Below are 17,198 nucleotides of genomic sequence, written 5' to 3'. Positions count from 1 at the left end.
ATAATATAGAGGGAAATATGAATGGATATATATGATTTGATAATTTTAGGAGGGGGACCTGCTGGACTATCTTCTGGAATTTATAGTGGAAGGTCTAAGTTAAATACTTTAATAATTGAAAAGAAAAAAGTTGGTGGGATTATAACTGATACTTGTGAAATAGAAAATTATCCTGGTAGTATAAAAAATGAAACAGGAATTAGCTTAATGAAGCGTATGAGAGAACAGTATTTAGAACTAGGCGGTAATATAATTAAAGATATTATAGTTGATGTAGATCTGAAATCAGATATAAAAATATTAAGGAGTAAAGAGAGAACTTATAAGTGCAAATCACTAATTATTGCTACGGGATCTTTACCTAAAAAATTAAATATACCTAAAGAAAATAATTTTATAGGTAAGGGTATATCATATTGTGCTATCTGTGATGCGTATTTATATACAGATTTAGAAGTATTTGTAGTTGGCTCTGGAGAAAGTGCTATAAAGGAAGCTCTTTATATAGCTAAATATGCGAAAAAAGTTAATATAGTTGTTAGAAGTAATAAATTAAAATGCTCACAGTATATGAAGGATAAATTAATTAATAACCCTAAAATAAATTTGATTTTTAATAAGGTTGTTGAAAAAATAGATGGAGAGGAGATATTAGAAAAGATTTTCTTAAGAGATATTTATACTAATGAATTGGTAGAGTATAGAGGGGATGAAGATGATGGTGTTATAGGGTTATTTGTATTTATAGGTCTTAATCCTAAGACGGAATTATTTAAAAATTTTATTAATATGGATAATGGATATATAATAACTGATGAATGTATGGCAACTAACATAAATGGAGTTTTTGCTGCAGGAGATTGTAGATACAAAAAAATAAGGCAAGTTGTAACAGCTACTAGCGATGGAGCTATAGCAGCATTGAGTGCAGAAGAGTATTTAAGAAATTTAATCTAAATTGTAGGTGAGTCTTATGATAACTGTAGATAAGAATAATTTTGAACAAGAAGTTTTAAATTACGATGGAATAGTTGTGGTTGAATTTTGGAGTCAAGTATGTGAGCCATGTAAAGAATTATTACCATTTTTAGAAGAGTTAGATTTAAAGTATGGCAAAATAATAAAGTTTTGTGAACTTGATACAAAAAAGTCTATAAGGGTAGCTATAAAAGAAAAAGTCTTAGGATTACCAGCAATAGTTATTTATAAAAAAGGGAAAAGAGTAGATGAAGTAGTAAAAGATAATGCAACTGAAGAAAATATAGAAAATATGGTAAAGAAATATATATAATATTTATTGAACAAAATATATTTTTAATATATAATATAATAAAATTAAATATATATCCTGTATATTTTTGATGATATGGTTCAAATGTTTCTACCAAGCTGCCGTAAATTGCTTGACTACAGGGGTTTATAATATAAAATATTTTACTTAATAAGATCTATATTAATAATATATAAATATAATATGATTGAATAAGTTTATTAAAATGAATATAAAACTCCTGTCTAATTTTGACAGGAGTTTTTATTTTATACATCAACATTTTAGTATATCAGGGAGGAAATGAGTATGAAGTTATTACAAGACAAAATATTAAATGAAGGTAGTGTATCTGGAAGTGATATACTAAAAGTAGATAGTTTTTTAAATCATCAATTAGACGTAAACTTTTTAAATGAGATAGGAAAGGAATTTAAAAAAAGATTTGCAGATAAAAAGATAGATAAAATATTAACTATAGAAGCATCAGGGATAGCTATAGCTTCTATAGCTGCGCAACATTTTGGGAATGTGCCGGTAGTTTTCGCAAAGAAGGTTGAATCTAAAAATTTAGATAAAGATGTATATGAGACAAAGGTATTTTCATTTACTAAAGGTAAAGAGTATAGTGTAAAGGTTTCTAAAAAATATTTAAATAAAGATGAAAATATATTGGTTTTAGATGATTTTCTAGCTAATGGAAGAGCAGCTTTAGGACTTAAAGATATCGTAGAGCAAGCCAATGCTAATTTAGCAGGTATCGGAATAGTAATAGAAAAAGGGTTCCAAGAAGGAAGAAACTTATTAGAAGAAGCTGGTATTAATTTACAATCACTAGCCATAATAGAATCTATTGAAAATGGAAATATAACTTTTAGATAATTGAATAAAAGTAAAAAAGCTTAAGTATATATAGACTTAAGCTTTTACTTTTTATATATAGGTGTTAAAATTTTATTTATATATTATTTTATATAAAAAGATGCTATACTATAAAAATCGAAGGGAATTATTAGATTCCTTATTTTAAATATTATATAATAATAAATTAAATTTTTAGGTAAAATAAAAATAAACTTTAAAAATATTTATTTTACAGAATCTAATGACTATAGTTAGTTTTATAGGAGGTACATAAATGAGATTTTTTATAGACACAGCTAATGTTGAAGAAATAAGACAAGCTAATGATTTAGGGGTTATATGTGGAGTAACTACAAATCCATCATTAATAGTTAAAGAAGGTAGAGATTTTATAGAAGTAATAAAAGAAATTACATCTATAGTTGATGGACCAATAAGTGCAGAGGTAATAAGTTTAGATCATGAAGGTATGGTAAAGGAAGCTGAAAAGTTATCTCAAATACATAGAAATATAGTAATAAAAATACCTATGACAGAAGAAGGTTTAAAAGCTGTAAATATATTATCTAAAAAAGGTGTTAAAACAAATGTTACATTAATATTCTCAGCAGCTCAAGCATTATTAGCAGCTAGAGCAGGAGCTACTTATGTAAGCCCATTTGTTGGAAGATTAGATGATATAGGTAAAGATGGAATAGAGCTAATAGCAGAAATAGCAGAAATTTTTGATGTTAATGCAATAGAAACTGAGATAATAGTTGCAAGTGTAAGAAACCCAATACACGTATTACAAGCAGCTAAATTAGGTGCTCATATAGCTACAGTACCATTTAAAGTTATAAAACAAATGCTATTACATCCTTTAACTGATAAGGGAATAGCTCAATTTATGAAAGATTGGGAAGGTTCAGAATTAAAATTATAGTAGTTATAAAGAATAAAAAAGGCTATACTCATACAGGTATAGCCTTTTTTATTCTTTATAATATAGAATCAACTAGTTCATTTTCGTTTTCTTTGTTATTTATATCATTTTGATAATATTTAGTTTTATTGAATTCTTTTTCACTACTACTTACAATTAAAGTACAAGCACAATCTCCCATTACATTTACAGTAGTTCTTGTCATATCTAATAATCTATCAACACCCATAATTAATCCAACACCTTCTATTGGCAAGCCAACAGATGTTAAAACCATAGATAAAGTTATCATTCCAACGCCTGGAACACCTGCTGTTCCTATTGAAGCTAAAGTAGCAGTTAATATTATTGTAATTAGTTGGTTTATACCTAAATTTATACCATAAATTTGAGATATAAATATGCAAGCAACACCTTGCATTATTGCAGTTCCATCCATATTTATTGTTGCACCTAATGGTAAGGTGAATGAAGCTACTGAATTATCAACTCCTAAGTCTTCCATAGTCTCTATTGTTAAAGGTAGAGCAGCATTGCTTGAAGCTGTTGAGAATGTTACTGCAGCTACATTTGCAAATTTTTTGAAAAATGGCTTTAAACTAAGTCCAGTAAGTCCTTTTATCATACCAGAGTAAACAAATATAGCTTGGATAAATAATGCTAAAACGACAGCAAACATATACTTTAATAAAGAGGCGAAAGCTTCAAAGCCAACAGTTGAAAATGTTTTAGTTATTAGTGCAAAAACACCGTATGGAGCAAATGACATTATTATAGATACCATTTTCATACATATATCATTAGCTGATTCAAAAAATACTCTAACAGATTCAGCCTTTTTACCGACCATACTCATAGCTATTCCTAATAATAAAGAAAAGAATATTATTTGAAGCATTTCTCCATTTGCTAAAGACTGAATTGGATTTGTAGGAATAATGCCCAGTATTATATCAACCAAAGATTTACTTTCTCCAATAGTAGTTTCTGAAGTTATTAAGCTAGACATATCTAATCCTAATCCAGGGTTTATTAATTTACCAATTCCAAGTGCGATTGATATGGCTAATGCAGTAGTAAGTAAATAAAAGCACATTGTCTTAATACCAATTCTTCCTAATTTCTTTATATCCCCCATAGATGAAGAACCACATACTAATGATATGAAAACTAAAGGGACAACAAGCATTTTTATTGCACTTATAAAACCCGTTCCTAGTATTTCTATAATACCACCTAATAATATATTATCTTTTAAGTTTCCATTAGGCATAGATTTGATTATAAAGCCACAAATTATACCTAAAAATATTCCTATAAAAATTTTTGAAGTCAGACCTAACTTTTTTTTCATAGTAATTCCTCCTTTTAATAAAATCTATCAATTATTTTATAGTTAAATAGTAGCAATAAAAGGATGAATATGCAAGAAAAAATATAAAGCATTCAAAAAAAATAAAAAATATTATTTTGTAATGAATTAACACTTAAGCAAATACTTGAAAATCAATGTGTAAATAAATGTACAACTTTAAGGTATAAATGAATAATTTTGAAAAATGAATTTAATATACGTATATAAATCAATTTTATTAAAATTGAATAAAAAGCGAAAAGATAAGTAATAATTACTGTTAAATGTAATTATATCTATATGAGTATATTAATTAATTTTATGTAGTTTTTGTTACTGATTTGTAATCATAGGTAACAGAGATGTAACTGTTATTTATCTATTTTAAGTGGTACTATTAGGTTATAGAAATCATATTAAAATTTATAAAAAATAAGCAAGAATTATTTGCAGAAGAGGGTGTGTATTAATGAAAAAAGGAATTATATCAGTATCTATATTATGTACAGGTTTATTAGTATTTTTAAACCCGATGAAAAATATGAGTTTTGCAATTAAAGATGATAGTATAAATTATAATGTACCTTCAAACATTATAAACGAAATTAAAGATGATAATAATTACATAAATAATGAAGATGAAAGTAATGGTAATATGAGTGATGGAGCTAATAAGAATAATGATGCTCAAGAAATAATAGATGCTCAAGAAATTATAAAAGAAAATAATAGTGAACAAGAAAAAAGTGATGTTTTCATTAATGAGAAAGAAAATGAAGTATCAGAATATGAAGAGACTACTGTTGTAGAAGAAAACATAGCTTTAACTGAAAATTTAGCAGAGAATATATTACAATCTATGTATCCTAATGTTGAGTATATATACCAAGGAAATGAAGGTGATTTCTCTGCACTACAAGAAAAAGGGTTAAGTGGTTATGTATTTTTACCAAATGTAGATGGAGATATGGGATACTTTGTTGATAAAGTTAATTCTAACATATATCTATTCCATCCAAGTGGATATTTAGAATTAATAAAATAGTAAAAAGAGCAAGCTTATAGCTTGTTCTTTTTTTATTGTAAGAAAATTGTAAGATTTAGATTAATCTTTTGTTAAGAAATGTTTATTACAATATTGTCAGTAAAGGTAAAAATAAATAGATATATTGTATAATGGAAGAAAGAAAAATAAGCAGATTTGATATTATTTAAAAATAAGGAATGGTAATATATGTATAATATTCTGATTGTTGATGATGATAGAGAAATAGTTGAGTCTATAGAAATATATTTAAAAAACGAAGGTTTTAATACCTATAAGGCTTATGATGGAATACAAGCTTTAGATATAATTATGAGTAAAGAGATACACCTAATTTTAATGGATATAATGAGGCCAAAATTAGATGGTATAAAAGCTACTATAAAAATTAGAGAAGAAAAGAATATACCTATAATATTAGTGTCAGCTAAGAGTGAAGATACAGATAAGATAATTGGACTTAATATAGGTGCAGATGATTATATAACAAAGCCTTTTAACTTGTTAGAATTAGTAGCAAGAGTAAACTCTAATTTAAGGAGATATATGAATTTAGGCAATTATAGTAATTTAGATGTGAATAAAGAAGTAATTAAAAGTGGTGGATTAGAGTTAAATACTTATACTAAAGAAGTGAAAGTAGATGGAGAAATTATAAAAGTAACGCCTATTGAATACAAAATATTAGAACTATTGTTACGCAATAAAGGTAGGGTATTCTCAATTGATGAGATATATGAAAAAGTATGGCAAGAAGAAAGTTTTAATGTAGAAAATACAGTAGCAGTTCATATAAGAAGGATAAGAGAGAAGATTGAAATCAATCCGAGAGAGCCGAAATATTTAAAAGTTGTGTGGGGAGTTGGATATAAAATTGAAAAATTATAGTTGGAAAATAATAAAAAGTAAAAGTTTAATATTTAATTGTATACTAATATTAGCTTTGTATATATTAATGCAAATAGCCGGTATACTAATTTGTTATACATTTTTTAGAGAAAGTATATTAGCAATTATATCTATAATGGTTTTAGTTAATTTAATATTATATAAAGTACTTGTTATATAAACAGTAAGAAGAGGTGGCTTAATGAAACAAGACAAAAAGGCTAAATTTACTATATTAACAATATTTATAATATCTTTATCTTTTTTATTAACATCAGTTATGATAGTTTTTAAAAGTGGAACTAGTGATATGAGCACTAGCTATATAAATAAAGATAAGTGGAGTTTTATAGAGCCAAATTTTTATAAAAGTGAAAGATTTGATGATAAAGTTTTACCTTCTATTGTACAAGGGATTGAAATTGAGTTGTATGGAGATAGTAATATTAATTCATATTATGGGTATTATGAATCTAATTCACTAGATAATATAAAATTTATTGCTATAGATAAAAGTACCAGTGATTATATTACAAATACAAAATATACTGATGTAGATGAATTTGAAAGAAATACAAATTCATATGTAAATATAAGTGTTAATAAAACTAGCAATACTTATATTAAAAAGGTTGGAAATGAAGAAAAAAAAATAAATACTAACTACTATAGTAATATTTCTAATATAAACAATAGTATGGAATTATATTTATCTATACCTAAAAAGTTAAATGAACAAGGAAGTTTATATGGAGAATATTATATGTATACAAGAGCAATAAATCTCATTAAAAATTATTTCTTTATAGGATTAGTGTCGTCTATATTATGTATAATATCAGCCGTTGTATGCAAATTGAGAAAGGTAGATATTACAATTAAGGAAAGTAAACTATTAAAATATTATAGCAAAATTCCAGTAGAATTCATAATTGTATTATTAATATTACTTTTTGCTTTTGTTAATGATAATTATACATATTACTATATTGATTTTTTATCTAGTATTTTAATTATAATAGCTAATTTTATATTTATATTTTGTATAGTAATGTTTAAAAGTGAGTTTAAATATTTTGATAAAAAGACTGGCATATTAAAAACTAGTTTTATAATTAAAAATTTAATAAATGCTAAATATATAATAGTTAGTAGCATTAAAGCTAATAATAAAATTAGTATAATAAGAAAAATAGCAATAATAGGTATAGGGTGTATGATTTTAAACTTATTATCTTTATTTTTGGGTATAGGAGTTGTGTCTATAGTAATGACTATAACTATGATTTGTTTTACATCATATATATTAAAAAAACTTAACTATATAAATGAAATAATTGAAGGTTCAGAGAGAATAAAATCTGGTGATTTAAATTATAAAATATCTATCATAGAAGATGATAATTTAAATATATTAGCTGAAAACATAAATAATATTGGACAGGGATTAGAAAACTCAATAGAGGATACATTAAAAAGTGAAAGAATGAAGACTGAGCTTATAACTAATGTATCTCATGATTTAAAAACCCCTTTAACTTCTATAATTAATTACATACAGTTAATAAAAAAGGAAGAAAATATACAGCCGTCCTATATAAACGATTATATAAACGTATTAGATTCGAAATCTAAAAGACTTAATATATTAATTGAAGATTTATTTGAAGCAAGTAAGGCTAGTAGTGGAAATATAGAGCTTAATATGGAAAAGATTGATTTGAAGCAATTACTAATACAAAGTATTGGCGAAATGGAAGAAAAATTATTAGAAACAAGATTAGAGATAAAGCTAAATGCACCTAAAGAGAAGGTATATATATATGCTGATGGAAGACGTATGTTTAGAGTTTTTGAAAATCTTTTATCTAATATAGTAAAGTACTCTTTAGAAAGAACGAGAGTATATATAGATATAAGTGTTAATGATAGAACGGTAAATTTAACAATGAAAAATATATCTTCCTATGAATTAAATTTCGATCCAGTTGAAATAATGGAAAGGTTTAAAAGAGCAGATGAATCTAGAAATACAGAAGGTAGTGGTTTAGGTTTAGCGATAGCAAGGGATTTAGTAAATTTACAAGGTGGTAACTTTAAAATAGAAATAGATGGAGATTTGTTTAAATCTATTTTAGAATTTGATGAAATAAATTAATAATTATAAAAAATGATGTAAGATAGTAAAACTATCTTACATCATTTTTTATTCATTTAATTCGCATAAAAGTGATGAAGAACGATATTGAGAAGGTGTTTGATTTGTAAACTTTTTAAAGATTATACTATAATAAGTTTGATTGTTAAATCCAACCGAAAAAGCCACTTCTAGTAAACTTAAATTTGTATTTCTCAAAAGTTCTTTACTTTTTTCAACTCTAAAATTATTTAAAAAATAAGAAAATGTGTTTCCTGTATACTTTTTAAATAAACTGCAGAAATAACATTTATTTATATCTAACTCTTCACAAATAGAATCTATAGAAATCTCTTCTTTATAATGCATATGTATATATCCTATCGCTTTTCTTATATAAGGACTCATTATAGAAGATGGAGTACTTTGCTTTAATTTATCTTCATAGATACTAAGAATTAAAGTACTTAAATATTGACAACAAGCGATAGGTTTATAAGGAATATCTTTATTTATTAAATTAGTAATAACATTTGTTCTAAAAGGCCCTATAACAAAATATCCAGTTTTTTTATTATATTTAGACATATCAACAATTTTATAATTTATATCATTTTTCAATTTCAAATGAAAATTTGTGAACTCTTCTTCAGAATTATTTATATTTAATTTGATTTCTTCTATAGGATATATCCTATCAAAAAAATCTGTATATCCAACTTTACAGAGATCTTTAAACTCTTCATTTATTAATCTTATTGGAACATTACAACAATTGTAAAAGTCTGTTAAAATGCTAGTTTCAAAATTCATATATAACTCCTAAAATTTATTTAATACATAAAAAATGTAAAAATACTTAAAAAATATAAATATAATGAAAAATATTTATGTAATTTGTAGTATAATCATATCGTAAATGAAAATCAGTATCATATAATAAATAATACTTTTTATAAAAATAAAAGTCAATACAGAAATAATTAATATATTTGGAGGGAATACATGATATTTAAAAATAAGGCATTAAAAACAACAGCAGCGGCAATTGCTATATTTTCTATGGTAGCTACAGGATCAGTGAACTATGTTCATGCAGATAGTTATATATCAAATGAAGGAATATCAATAGAAAGATCATTAGTTGATGATATATATGATGTAAATTATGATGTTATATATATAAAGGATGGACAAGATAAATCAAATCATATAAAGGCTCATATGCAAGGGGTTAAAGTAAAAGTAGAAAATGGAAAGATATACTTAGTTGTAGAATATAAAGCAAGTTCACACGCAATTATGGATGAACACAAATTTATAGTAGATGGAAAAGAAGTTCAGTATAAAAATGAAGGGTCTTCTTACACTATAGAATTAAATAGTGTTAATTCGAAAGTTGAAGCAAGTATGAAAGTTAACATACCGGGTGTAGCAGCTCATTCTTCAGCAATGGCATTCCAAATAGTACCACAATTTGATGTAAAGCAAGTAATCAAAGATGATACATATCCAGTTAAAAATTCAGTGTCATACATAGGGTCAGGGGATGCAACTATAGGAAATAATATGGCGCGTCAAGTACTTGAAGAAAATTCTACAATAGAAGTAAAAAATGGTGAGATAAAAACTACTCTTACTTTCAGCGAATCAATGTATGCATTCTTAGGTGACTTTAAAGTTAAGGTTGATAATGAAAGTGTAGATGTAGAAGTAAATAAAGCAAATAGAACAATAAGCTTTGCAATTCCATCAATAGATTCTAAAGTTGTTGTAAGTGTAAATGTTACTATGATGGGAAGAGAAGTAAGTTTTTCTACTGAATTTGATAAAACAAATATAAAATATGAAGAAATAATTGTATCAAAACCATCAAATGGATCAGAAGATAACTCAGGAACAGGTGGAAACACAGGAGGATCTACAGGATCAGAAGATAACTCGGGAACAGGTGGAAACACAGGAGGATCTACAGGATCAGAAGATAACTCAGGAACAAATGGGAATACAGGGGGATCTATAGGATCGGAAACAACTGGAACAATAAAAGATGGTACTTATACTGTTAAGAATACAGTTTCTTATGTAGGAACAGGAAACAGTGAGCTTGGAAATAGTATGGCACGTCAAGTGCTTGAAGAAAATTCTAAAATTGAAGTTGTAAATGGAAAAATAAAAGTAACATTAGGATTCACAGAAGCACAATACTCATTCTTAGATAATTTCAGAGTAAGTGTAGATGGGAAAAATGTTTCTTTAGATGTAAATAAACAAAATAGAACAATAAGCTTTGAAATACCATCAATAGATTCAGAAGTATTAGTTAGTGTAAATGTTACAGCTATGGGTAGAGATGTAAGTTTTAAAACTACATTTGATAAAAGCACATTAGTATTTGGTGATAATACTACAAATAATGGAAATTCAACTACTACAAATAATGGTACAACTACAAATACAGATACTAACACTGATGAAACTACAGCAACTGTAAAAAAAGGAAAGCTATATACTATACAAAATACAGTTTCTCACTCTAGTCAAACAGGTAAAGAAATGGCTAGAAAATATTTAAGTTCAACATCTAAAGTAGAAATAGTAGATGGAGAAACATATGTAACATTAACATTTACAGGATCAAGCTATATGAAAAATCATGCTATATATGTAAATGGAAGTAAGGTATCTCACACTGTTGTATCAAAATCAGGAGATAGCATAAGTTTAAGATTTAAAGTATCTGAATTAAGTGACTCTATAAAAGTTGGAATGTATGTAATACCAATGTCTAGAGATATAGAGTTTGGAGTAACATTACTAGAAGATACATTAACATTTGTAAAAGATTTTGATTTAAATGAAGATGGAACTCTTCCTCAAACTGGTTCAGCTTTAGACTCAAGCATGATGATAGGAGCAGGATCTACAATGATTTTAGCTGCAGGCATTTTAGGTAGAAGAAAAAGAAAGTAGGAATTTAAATGAAATCATTTAAAAATATATTACAGGGAAAAATAAGTAAATTAATGTCATTATTGTTAATAGGAATAATGACATTAACTTCAAACTTTGCTTATGCAGATAAAAATGATGAAATAGCAAGTGGTATATACACATTAACTAATGAAACAAAATATTTAGATGGAAATGAAATAGGAGATTCTATGTCAAGATCATATACAGATGATAATATGACTCTTGAAAAGAGAGATGGAAAGATTTACTATACATTAGGTCTTTCTGGAGCTCAATATATGAATAACCATAGGATTCTTGTTAACGATGAAAGTGTAGAATTTGAAAAAGTAGAAGAGAACTTAGAAGAAGGAACTATAAAGTTAAAATTTGAAGTTACAAATCCTGATGATACTATTCTTATACAAATGTACGTAGATGCTATGGGAAGAGATGTAGAATATCAATTAATACCTAATTTAGATTCATTAGAGTTAGTTGAAGCTTTTGAAGAATCAACGCCTGAAGAAGTTGATTCTTCAAGTGAAGATAAAGAAAGTGAAAATGTCCAAACTCAAGTTAAGGAATCTTCTCAAAATAATTTAAGTAATGTAATTATAATTGGTGTAGTAGTTATTTTAGCAATAACAATAATATTTGTATTATTTAAGAGAAAGAAGTAAATGAAAAGAATATCTAAGATTTTATTTACACTGGGCCTAGTATTAGTATTGGGCTCAGTGTCTTTAAATATATATACAAAATATAAACAAGAAGAAGCTAAAAATAACTTTACACAAAAAATCAATGAAGAAAATAATGAGAATAGTGAAATTAATCTTGGTGACGAAATTGGATTAATTGATATACCTAGTGTTGGAATAAACTCTGTTATAGTAAGTGGCACTAATAAGGAACAAATAAGATACTACGTAGGTCATTTTGAGAATACAGCAATGCCAGGAGAAAATGGGAATTTTTGTATAGCTGGACATAGTAGCACAGTGTACAATAATATATTTAATGATTTAGATAAAATAAAGATTAATGATGAAATAAAAATAACCAGTTTAAAAGGTGAATTTACTTATATAGTAAGCGATATTTTTGAGACAGAGCCTACTAATATGAGTGTTTTAAATCAAGACAATGATTTAAAAGAATTAACGATTGTTACTTGTACTAATCAAGGTAAAGATAGGTTAATAGTAAAAGGAAATTTAAAGAAGTAGGAGACAATCATGAAATTAAAAAAATGTTTGATAAATATATTTGCACTAATGTCAATGATGACAATAATAGGATGCTCAAATGATGATGCTAAAGAAAGTAATGTAGCCAAACCAGAAGATAAAACTTACGGTGAAGATTCGATAGTAGTTGCAACATCAGTTGCAGTTACTGAAATATTAGATGAGTTAGGAGTTAAAGTAAGTGGAGTACCAAAAACATCTTATGAATTACCACAAAGTATAAAAGATGCAATTGAAGTTGGAGCTCCAATGAATCCAGATTTAGAAATTATAAAATCTTTAAATCCAGATCTAGTTGTATCAGTAGATACATTAGGTCAAGACTTTATAGATACATTTACTCAAAATAATATACCTAGCGAATTTGTAAACTTAAGTAGTTATGATGGTTTAAAAGAAACTATAAATACTCTAGGAAAGAAGTTTGGTAAGTTAGAAAAGGCTAGCGAGATAATATCACAATTAGAATCAAAAGAAAGTGAATTAGAAGCTAAATTTAATAATAGTGAAAAGCCGAATGTATTAGTTATATTTGGAGCACCTGGTACTATGATGCTTGGAACAAGCAAAAGTTATGTTGGTAATTTAGTAGAATTGGCAGGTGGAAATAATACATTAGAAAATTCAAGTTCTTCTTTTGTTCAAATTAATAAAGAAGAGTTGCTAAATATAAATCCAGATAAAATTGTAGTAATGACTCATGCAGATCCAGAAACTACAAAGGCTCAAGTTAAAGAAACTTTAGAAAGTGATGCTGCATGGAAAAACTTAGAGGCTGTAAAAGATGGAAATGTATATTATTTAGAAAATGACTACTTTGGTATGAGTGCAAATTTAAAAGTAATTGAAGCTTTGGATATGATGCATGATATACTTTACTAAAGAGAATGAGGTTTTATAGAAATGAAAATAAATTCAAATAAAAAGAAAAGTTTTTTGATACTTCTATCATTAATAGCAGTATTAGGATTATTTTTAGTATCTATTAACTTAGGTAGTATAAAAGTCGAAATAAACGAACTTATAAAAGGGTTACTATATAATACGAATAATCCCAAAATAAATATAATAAAAGATATAAGAATTCCTAGAGTTATTGCAGCTATAATTATAGGATCCAATTTAGCTGTATCAGGAGTACTTTTACAAGCTATAATAAGAAATCCACTCGCAGAGCCTTCAATAGTAGGTATATCATCAGGGGCCTCATTAGTTTCAGTGGTAATATTATTATTTTTACCGAAATTAAATTTTATAAGACCATTATTTGGTTTTTTAGGGGGGCTATTAGCTTGTATGATGGTATTTTCATTGTCATATAAAAAAGGCTTGTCAGCTATAAGAATAGTTTTAGCTGGAGTAGCAGTAAATGCGATGATAACTGCAATTACAAATATAACTATTCAGTTTGGAGCCGGAACTATAAGCAGTATACAAAGTTGGTTAATCGGAAGTTTAGCTAATATAACATGGATAGATATTAAACTTTTATTAGTGTATTCAATTATCGGACATATTGGTGCATTTTTACTTTATAAATCATGTGACTTAATAGCGCTGGGGGAAAAAAATGCAAAGAGCTTAGGACTAAATTATGATTTACATATGTTCTTAATATGTATAGTTGCAGTATTTTTAAGTGCAACAGCAACTTCAATAGGCGGAGTAATAGCATTTGTTGGTTTAGTAGTGCCTCATATATGTAGAATAATTATGGGATCGACTCATAAATACTTAATACCATTTAGTATAACAATGGGAGCAATATTACTTTTAATAGCTGATACAGTTGGAAGAATAGTATTTAGCCCACTAGAAATTCCAGTAGGTGTTGTTATGGCGGTAATAGGTGGTCCTGTATTTTTATGTTTACTTAGAAGGAGTGAAGTATAATGATAATTGGAAATGATATAGAATTTTCTTATGATGAGAATAAAGATTTTATTAAAAATTTAAATATAAATATAGAAAAAGGTAAAATAACTACAATACTAGGTCCAAATGGTAGTGGTAAATCAACACTATTAAGTTTATTATGTGGTATAAATAAAGTTAAAAATGGTGAAATATTAATTGATAATTTAAGTATAAAGAAAATGAAGTATAAAGATATAGCAAAAAAAGTTGCCACTGTACATCAACAAAACTCTGTGCCAAATGATATAACTGTAGAAAACTTAATTAGTTATGGTAGATTACCTCACAAAAAATTTTTTGAAAAAGAAAATAAGAATGACAATGATATAGTTAAATGGGCAATAAATTGTACAGGTTTAGAAAAGTATAGAAATAAACCCGTTATGAGTTTATCAGGTGGAGAAAGACAGAGAGTATTTATATCTATGGCATTAGCTCAGAAACCTGAAGTTTTATTTTTAGATGAGCCTACTACATATTTAGATATATATCACCAAATCGAAATTTTAGAACTTGTAAAGTCTATAAATAAAGATCATGGTATAACTGTAGTTATGGTACTTCATGATATAAATCAAGCTATAAAATACAGCCATAATATCGTTGTAATGAGAAATGGTTGCCTTATAAAAAGTGGCAATGCTAAAAATATAATGGATATAAATCTGTTAAAAGAAGTTTATAAAGTTGATGGTATTATGAATAACTTAGAGAATGAGCAGTATTTCATTCCAACTAAGGTTTGTAATTTATAATAAAAATATAAAAATATTAAAAAAAACTAAATATAATTAAAGTTAATTTTAGATATTCATGTAAAATAATAAGAGTAAATGAAATTGAAAATCAATTACTTGGAGGAAAGATGAGTACAAAAAATAAAATAAAATTAACTTTAGATATAGCAATGGCTATCTTATTTATAACATTTTTTAAGAAAAATCTAATAAGCTTTAAATTCCATACGATGAGTGGATTAGTATTTGGAATATTTATACTTGCGCATATGATTTTAAATAGAAAATGGATAGTAAATATAAGTAAAAGACTATTTGACCGAAAAATAAAATTTAGAACTAAATTCTCATATTTGTTAAGTTTAATATTACTTATATCAATCATAACGATAATACTAAGTGGTGTGTTTATTATGAAGGCAAACACTTATGACAGAGTAATGTTTTGGAAGATGCTTCATTTTGGTGCATCATATTTATCGTTATCTTTAATAGGTATACACATAGGTATTTATTGGAGCTGGGTAATGAATATGTCAAAGAATGTATTTAAAATAAAAAAAGATACCAAAGTTACAAAGTTAATATCAACTTTAGTAGTTCTAATTATATTAGCGCTTGGATCTTATACTATTTATAGCCAAAAATACTTTACAAAAACTTACTCATGTTTAGAATATGTAGTACAACATATAAAACCACAGGATATAGATGGTGGAAATTCATATTATGGCGAACATGAGAAACCATCATTTATAAATGTAGCAAGCACATATGGATCAATATTATCAGTATTTTCAATTGCAACATACTATTGTGATAAGACTTTAAAGAAAAATAAAAAACATGTCTTAAAAATAAGCAAAGACATAGCTTAACTCATAAAATAATATATTATATAAAAAAACTGTTAATAAAATTTTATTAACAGTTTTTTTTTGTATAAAAATATATAATTATTACTTTATTGGTAAAGAGCTAATTAAAAGAGTTATATATTTATAAGCTCTTTCTTGTAAATTAAATTCACCATTACTTATGCACCATTCATGAAGTAAGCCTCTAGCAGCTGAAATTAAGTAAATATACATTTCATCTGCAGAAAGTTCTGTAGATAGTTCTCCTTTTTGTTGACCATCTAATATTATATGTTTAAGGATTTCGCCTAATTTTCCACTTCTATATTTATTCCAATCAGAGAATACAATTTTTAAGCCATCAACACCAAAATCTTCGTTATATTTAATATAATTTAAGAAAAAAACTTTTATTTTTGTAAGAGTATCTTTAGACTCTAATTCATAATTTATATTATTAGCAACCTCATTTTGATTACTTTCATAAGATGATACAAATAAATCACTTTTTGAAGGGAAATATAGATAAAATGTTCCTGTAGCAACACCACTTGCAGTACAAATATCTCTAACGCTTACATTTTCATATCCGTTTTCTCTGATAAGTTTCTTAGCACAAAATTGTATTTTGTTTTTTGTTTCTATAGCCTGGAGTTGTCTTTTTGTTAAGTTTTTTTTCATTTTTAAACTCTCCTATATTAAATTATGTAAATAATTTATTTATTTAATTATACAACTATAAAAAAATCATGTAAATACATAGAACTTAATAAAAATTTAATAAAAATTTTATATTTAATATTGATAATAAGGTAAAAAATAGTTATAATGAACATGTTCAGTGAATGAGTTCATTATGACTATTTATATATATATATAATGGTCTTAAATTAAAAATAAAGGATGTGAGTTAATGGATAGTAAGTTAAAAATAACTGAAACTGCTTTAAGAGACGGACATCAATCTTTAATGGCAACTAGGTTAAAAACAGATGA

Annotated in this window: 17 protein-coding genes and 1 riboswitch; of the genes, 14 read left to right on the top strand and 3 right to left on the bottom strand. The window is 26.1% G+C overall.

Features of this window, described 5'->3' with window-relative positions; all coding sequences use genetic code 11:
- The first annotated feature begins 21 nt into the window (after positions 1-21).
- The 4 genes from trxB (at position 22) to fsa (ending at position 3,059) form a co-directional block, all read left to right on the top strand.
- Positions 22-957 (top strand): thioredoxin-disulfide reductase, encoded by a 936-nt coding sequence (trxB, locus tag I2A66_RS10740; protein ID WP_147515764.1) that lies wholly within the window; start codon positions 22-24, stop codon positions 955-957.
- Positions 958-973: 16 nt separating this feature from the next.
- Complete coding sequence (gene trxA / locus I2A66_RS10735) at positions 974-1,291, top strand: thioredoxin TrxA (RefSeq protein ID WP_122638538.1); 318 nt, start codon at positions 974-976, stop codon at positions 1,289-1,291.
- 37 nt (positions 1,292-1,328) lie between these two features.
- Positions 1,329-1,430, top strand: a riboswitch (purine riboswitch).
- A 149-nt stretch (positions 1,431-1,579) separates the two neighbouring features.
- Positions 1,580-2,152 carry a xanthine phosphoribosyltransferase gene (locus tag I2A66_RS10730; RefSeq protein ID WP_122638539.1) on the top strand — a complete coding sequence of 191 codons (573 nt, stop codon included), beginning with the start codon at positions 1,580-1,582 and terminating at the stop codon, positions 2,150-2,152.
- 256 nt (positions 2,153-2,408) lie between these two features.
- Entirely contained in the window at positions 2,409-3,059 is a 651-nt protein-coding gene (gene fsa, locus I2A66_RS10725; protein WP_122638540.1) for a fructose-6-phosphate aldolase, read from the top strand.
- Between the two features lie 55 nt (positions 3,060-3,114).
- Here fsa and I2A66_RS10720 read toward each other — a convergent pair whose 3' ends face one another.
- Positions 3,115-4,413 carry a dicarboxylate/amino acid:cation symporter gene (locus I2A66_RS10720; RefSeq protein WP_147515765.1) on the bottom strand — a complete coding sequence of 433 codons (1,299 nt, stop codon included), beginning with the start codon at positions 4,411-4,413 and terminating at the stop codon, positions 3,115-3,117.
- Between the two features lie 469 nt (positions 4,414-4,882).
- On the opposite strand from I2A66_RS10720, the gene I2A66_RS10715 reads away from it, so the two are divergent.
- The 3 genes from I2A66_RS10715 to I2A66_RS10705 all read left to right on the top strand — a co-directional run bounded on the left by I2A66_RS10715 (position 4,883) and on the right by I2A66_RS10705 (position 8,504).
- A complete protein-coding gene (locus I2A66_RS10715; protein ID WP_122638542.1) occupies positions 4,883-5,458 on the top strand; it encodes a hypothetical protein in 576 nt (191 codons plus the stop codon).
- Positions 5,459-5,647: 189 nt separating this feature from the next.
- The gene (locus I2A66_RS10710; protein ID WP_147515767.1) at positions 5,648-6,346 is read left to right on the top strand and encodes a response regulator transcription factor; all 699 of its coding nucleotides are present in this window, start codon (positions 5,648-5,650) and stop codon (positions 6,344-6,346) included.
- Positions 6,347-6,548: 202 nt separating this feature from the next.
- Positions 6,549-8,504 carry a sensor histidine kinase gene (locus I2A66_RS10705; RefSeq protein ID WP_195251605.1) on the top strand — a complete coding sequence of 652 codons (1,956 nt, stop codon included), beginning with the start codon at positions 6,549-6,551 and terminating at the stop codon, positions 8,502-8,504.
- A 48-nt stretch (positions 8,505-8,552) separates the two neighbouring features.
- On the opposite strand, the gene I2A66_RS10700 is transcribed toward I2A66_RS10705, so the two are convergent.
- Complete coding sequence (locus tag I2A66_RS10700; RefSeq protein WP_147515770.1) at positions 8,553-9,296, bottom strand: helix-turn-helix domain-containing protein; 744 nt, start codon at positions 9,294-9,296, stop codon at positions 8,553-8,555.
- Positions 9,297-9,488: 192 nt separating this feature from the next.
- Here I2A66_RS10700 and I2A66_RS10695 point away from each other — a divergent pair, with 192 nt between their 5' ends.
- The 7 genes from I2A66_RS10695 (at position 9,489) to I2A66_RS10665 (ending at position 16,223) form a co-directional block, all read left to right on the top strand.
- The gene (locus I2A66_RS10695) at positions 9,489-11,456 is read left to right on the top strand and encodes an NEAT domain-containing protein (protein ID WP_195251601.1); all 1,968 of its coding nucleotides are present in this window, start codon (positions 9,489-9,491) and stop codon (positions 11,454-11,456) included.
- Between the two features lie 8 nt (positions 11,457-11,464).
- Positions 11,465-12,121, top strand: a complete 657-nt coding sequence (locus tag I2A66_RS10690) for an NEAT domain-containing protein (protein ID WP_147515772.1) — start codon at positions 11,465-11,467, stop codon at positions 12,119-12,121.
- A complete protein-coding gene (locus tag I2A66_RS10685) occupies positions 12,122-12,670 on the top strand; it encodes a class D sortase (protein ID WP_122638550.1) in 549 nt (182 codons plus the stop codon). It abuts the gene before it with no gap.
- A 9-nt stretch (positions 12,671-12,679) separates the two neighbouring features.
- Positions 12,680-13,573 carry a heme ABC transporter substrate-binding protein IsdE gene (isdE, locus tag I2A66_RS10680; protein ID WP_195251597.1) on the top strand — a complete coding sequence of 298 codons (894 nt, stop codon included), beginning with the start codon at positions 12,680-12,682 and terminating at the stop codon, positions 13,571-13,573.
- 21 nt (positions 13,574-13,594) lie between these two features.
- The gene (locus I2A66_RS10675; protein WP_147515774.1) at positions 13,595-14,584 is read left to right on the top strand and encodes a FecCD family ABC transporter permease; all 990 of its coding nucleotides are present in this window, start codon (positions 13,595-13,597) and stop codon (positions 14,582-14,584) included.
- The gene (locus I2A66_RS10670) at positions 14,584-15,363 is read left to right on the top strand and encodes an ABC transporter ATP-binding protein (RefSeq protein WP_122638553.1); all 780 of its coding nucleotides are present in this window, start codon (positions 14,584-14,586) and stop codon (positions 15,361-15,363) included. Before I2A66_RS10675 ends, I2A66_RS10670 begins: the two co-directional genes overlap by 1 nt.
- Positions 15,364-15,473: 110 nt before the next feature.
- On the top strand, positions 15,474-16,223 hold the full coding sequence (locus tag I2A66_RS10665; protein WP_122638554.1) for a DUF4405 domain-containing protein: 750 nt from the start codon (positions 15,474-15,476) through the stop codon (positions 16,221-16,223).
- Between the two features lie 81 nt (positions 16,224-16,304).
- On the opposite strand, the gene I2A66_RS10660 is transcribed toward I2A66_RS10665, so the two are convergent.
- Entirely contained in the window at positions 16,305-16,883 is a 579-nt protein-coding gene (locus I2A66_RS10660; protein ID WP_122638555.1) for a TetR/AcrR family transcriptional regulator, read from the bottom strand.
- Positions 16,884-17,198 lie beyond the last annotated feature (315 nt).

Source organism: Romboutsia sp. 1001713B170207_170306_H8 (assembly GCF_015550495.1).
Taxonomy (GTDB): Bacteria; Bacillota; Clostridia; order Peptostreptococcales; family Peptostreptococcaceae; genus Romboutsia_E.
This window is presented reverse-complemented; position numbering and strand designations above follow the sequence as displayed.

Coding starts and splice junctions, on each gene's coding strand:
- trxA (WP_122638538.1), top strand. CDS start 974: ATGATAACTGTAGATAAGAATAATTTTGAACAAGAAGTTTTAAATTAC.
- I2A66_RS10720 (WP_147515765.1), bottom strand. CDS start 4,413: ATGAAAAAAAAGTTAGGTCTGACTTCAAAAATTTTTATAGGAATATTT.
- I2A66_RS10675 (WP_147515774.1), top strand. CDS start 13,595: ATGAAAATAAATTCAAATAAAAAGAAAAGTTTTTTGATACTTCTATCA.
- I2A66_RS10670 (WP_122638553.1), top strand. CDS start 14,584: ATGATAATTGGAAATGATATAGAATTTTCTTATGATGAGAATAAAGAT.
- I2A66_RS10665 (WP_122638554.1), top strand. CDS start 15,474: ATGAGTACAAAAAATAAAATAAAATTAACTTTAGATATAGCAATGGCT.
- I2A66_RS10685 (WP_122638550.1), top strand. CDS start 12,122: ATGAAAAGAATATCTAAGATTTTATTTACACTGGGCCTAGTATTAGTA.
- fsa (WP_122638540.1), top strand. CDS start 2,409: ATGAGATTTTTTATAGACACAGCTAATGTTGAAGAAATAAGACAAGCT.
- I2A66_RS10715 (WP_122638542.1), top strand. CDS start 4,883: ATGAAAAAAGGAATTATATCAGTATCTATATTATGTACAGGTTTATTA.
- I2A66_RS10660 (WP_122638555.1), bottom strand. CDS start 16,883: ATGAAAAAAAACTTAACAAAAAGACAACTCCAGGCTATAGAAACAAAA.
- trxB (WP_147515764.1), top strand. CDS start 22: ATGGATATATATGATTTGATAATTTTAGGAGGGGGACCTGCTGGACTA.
- I2A66_RS10700 (WP_147515770.1), bottom strand. CDS start 9,296: ATGAATTTTGAAACTAGCATTTTAACAGACTTTTACAATTGTTGTAAT.
- I2A66_RS10690 (WP_147515772.1), top strand. CDS start 11,465: ATGAAATCATTTAAAAATATATTACAGGGAAAAATAAGTAAATTAATG.
- I2A66_RS10695 (WP_195251601.1), top strand. CDS start 9,489: ATGATATTTAAAAATAAGGCATTAAAAACAACAGCAGCGGCAATTGCT.
- isdE (WP_195251597.1), top strand. CDS start 12,680: ATGAAATTAAAAAAATGTTTGATAAATATATTTGCACTAATGTCAATG.
- I2A66_RS10730 (WP_122638539.1), top strand. CDS start 1,580: ATGAAGTTATTACAAGACAAAATATTAAATGAAGGTAGTGTATCTGGA.
- I2A66_RS10710 (WP_147515767.1), top strand. CDS start 5,648: ATGTATAATATTCTGATTGTTGATGATGATAGAGAAATAGTTGAGTCT.
- I2A66_RS10705 (WP_195251605.1), top strand. CDS start 6,549: ATGAAACAAGACAAAAAGGCTAAATTTACTATATTAACAATATTTATA.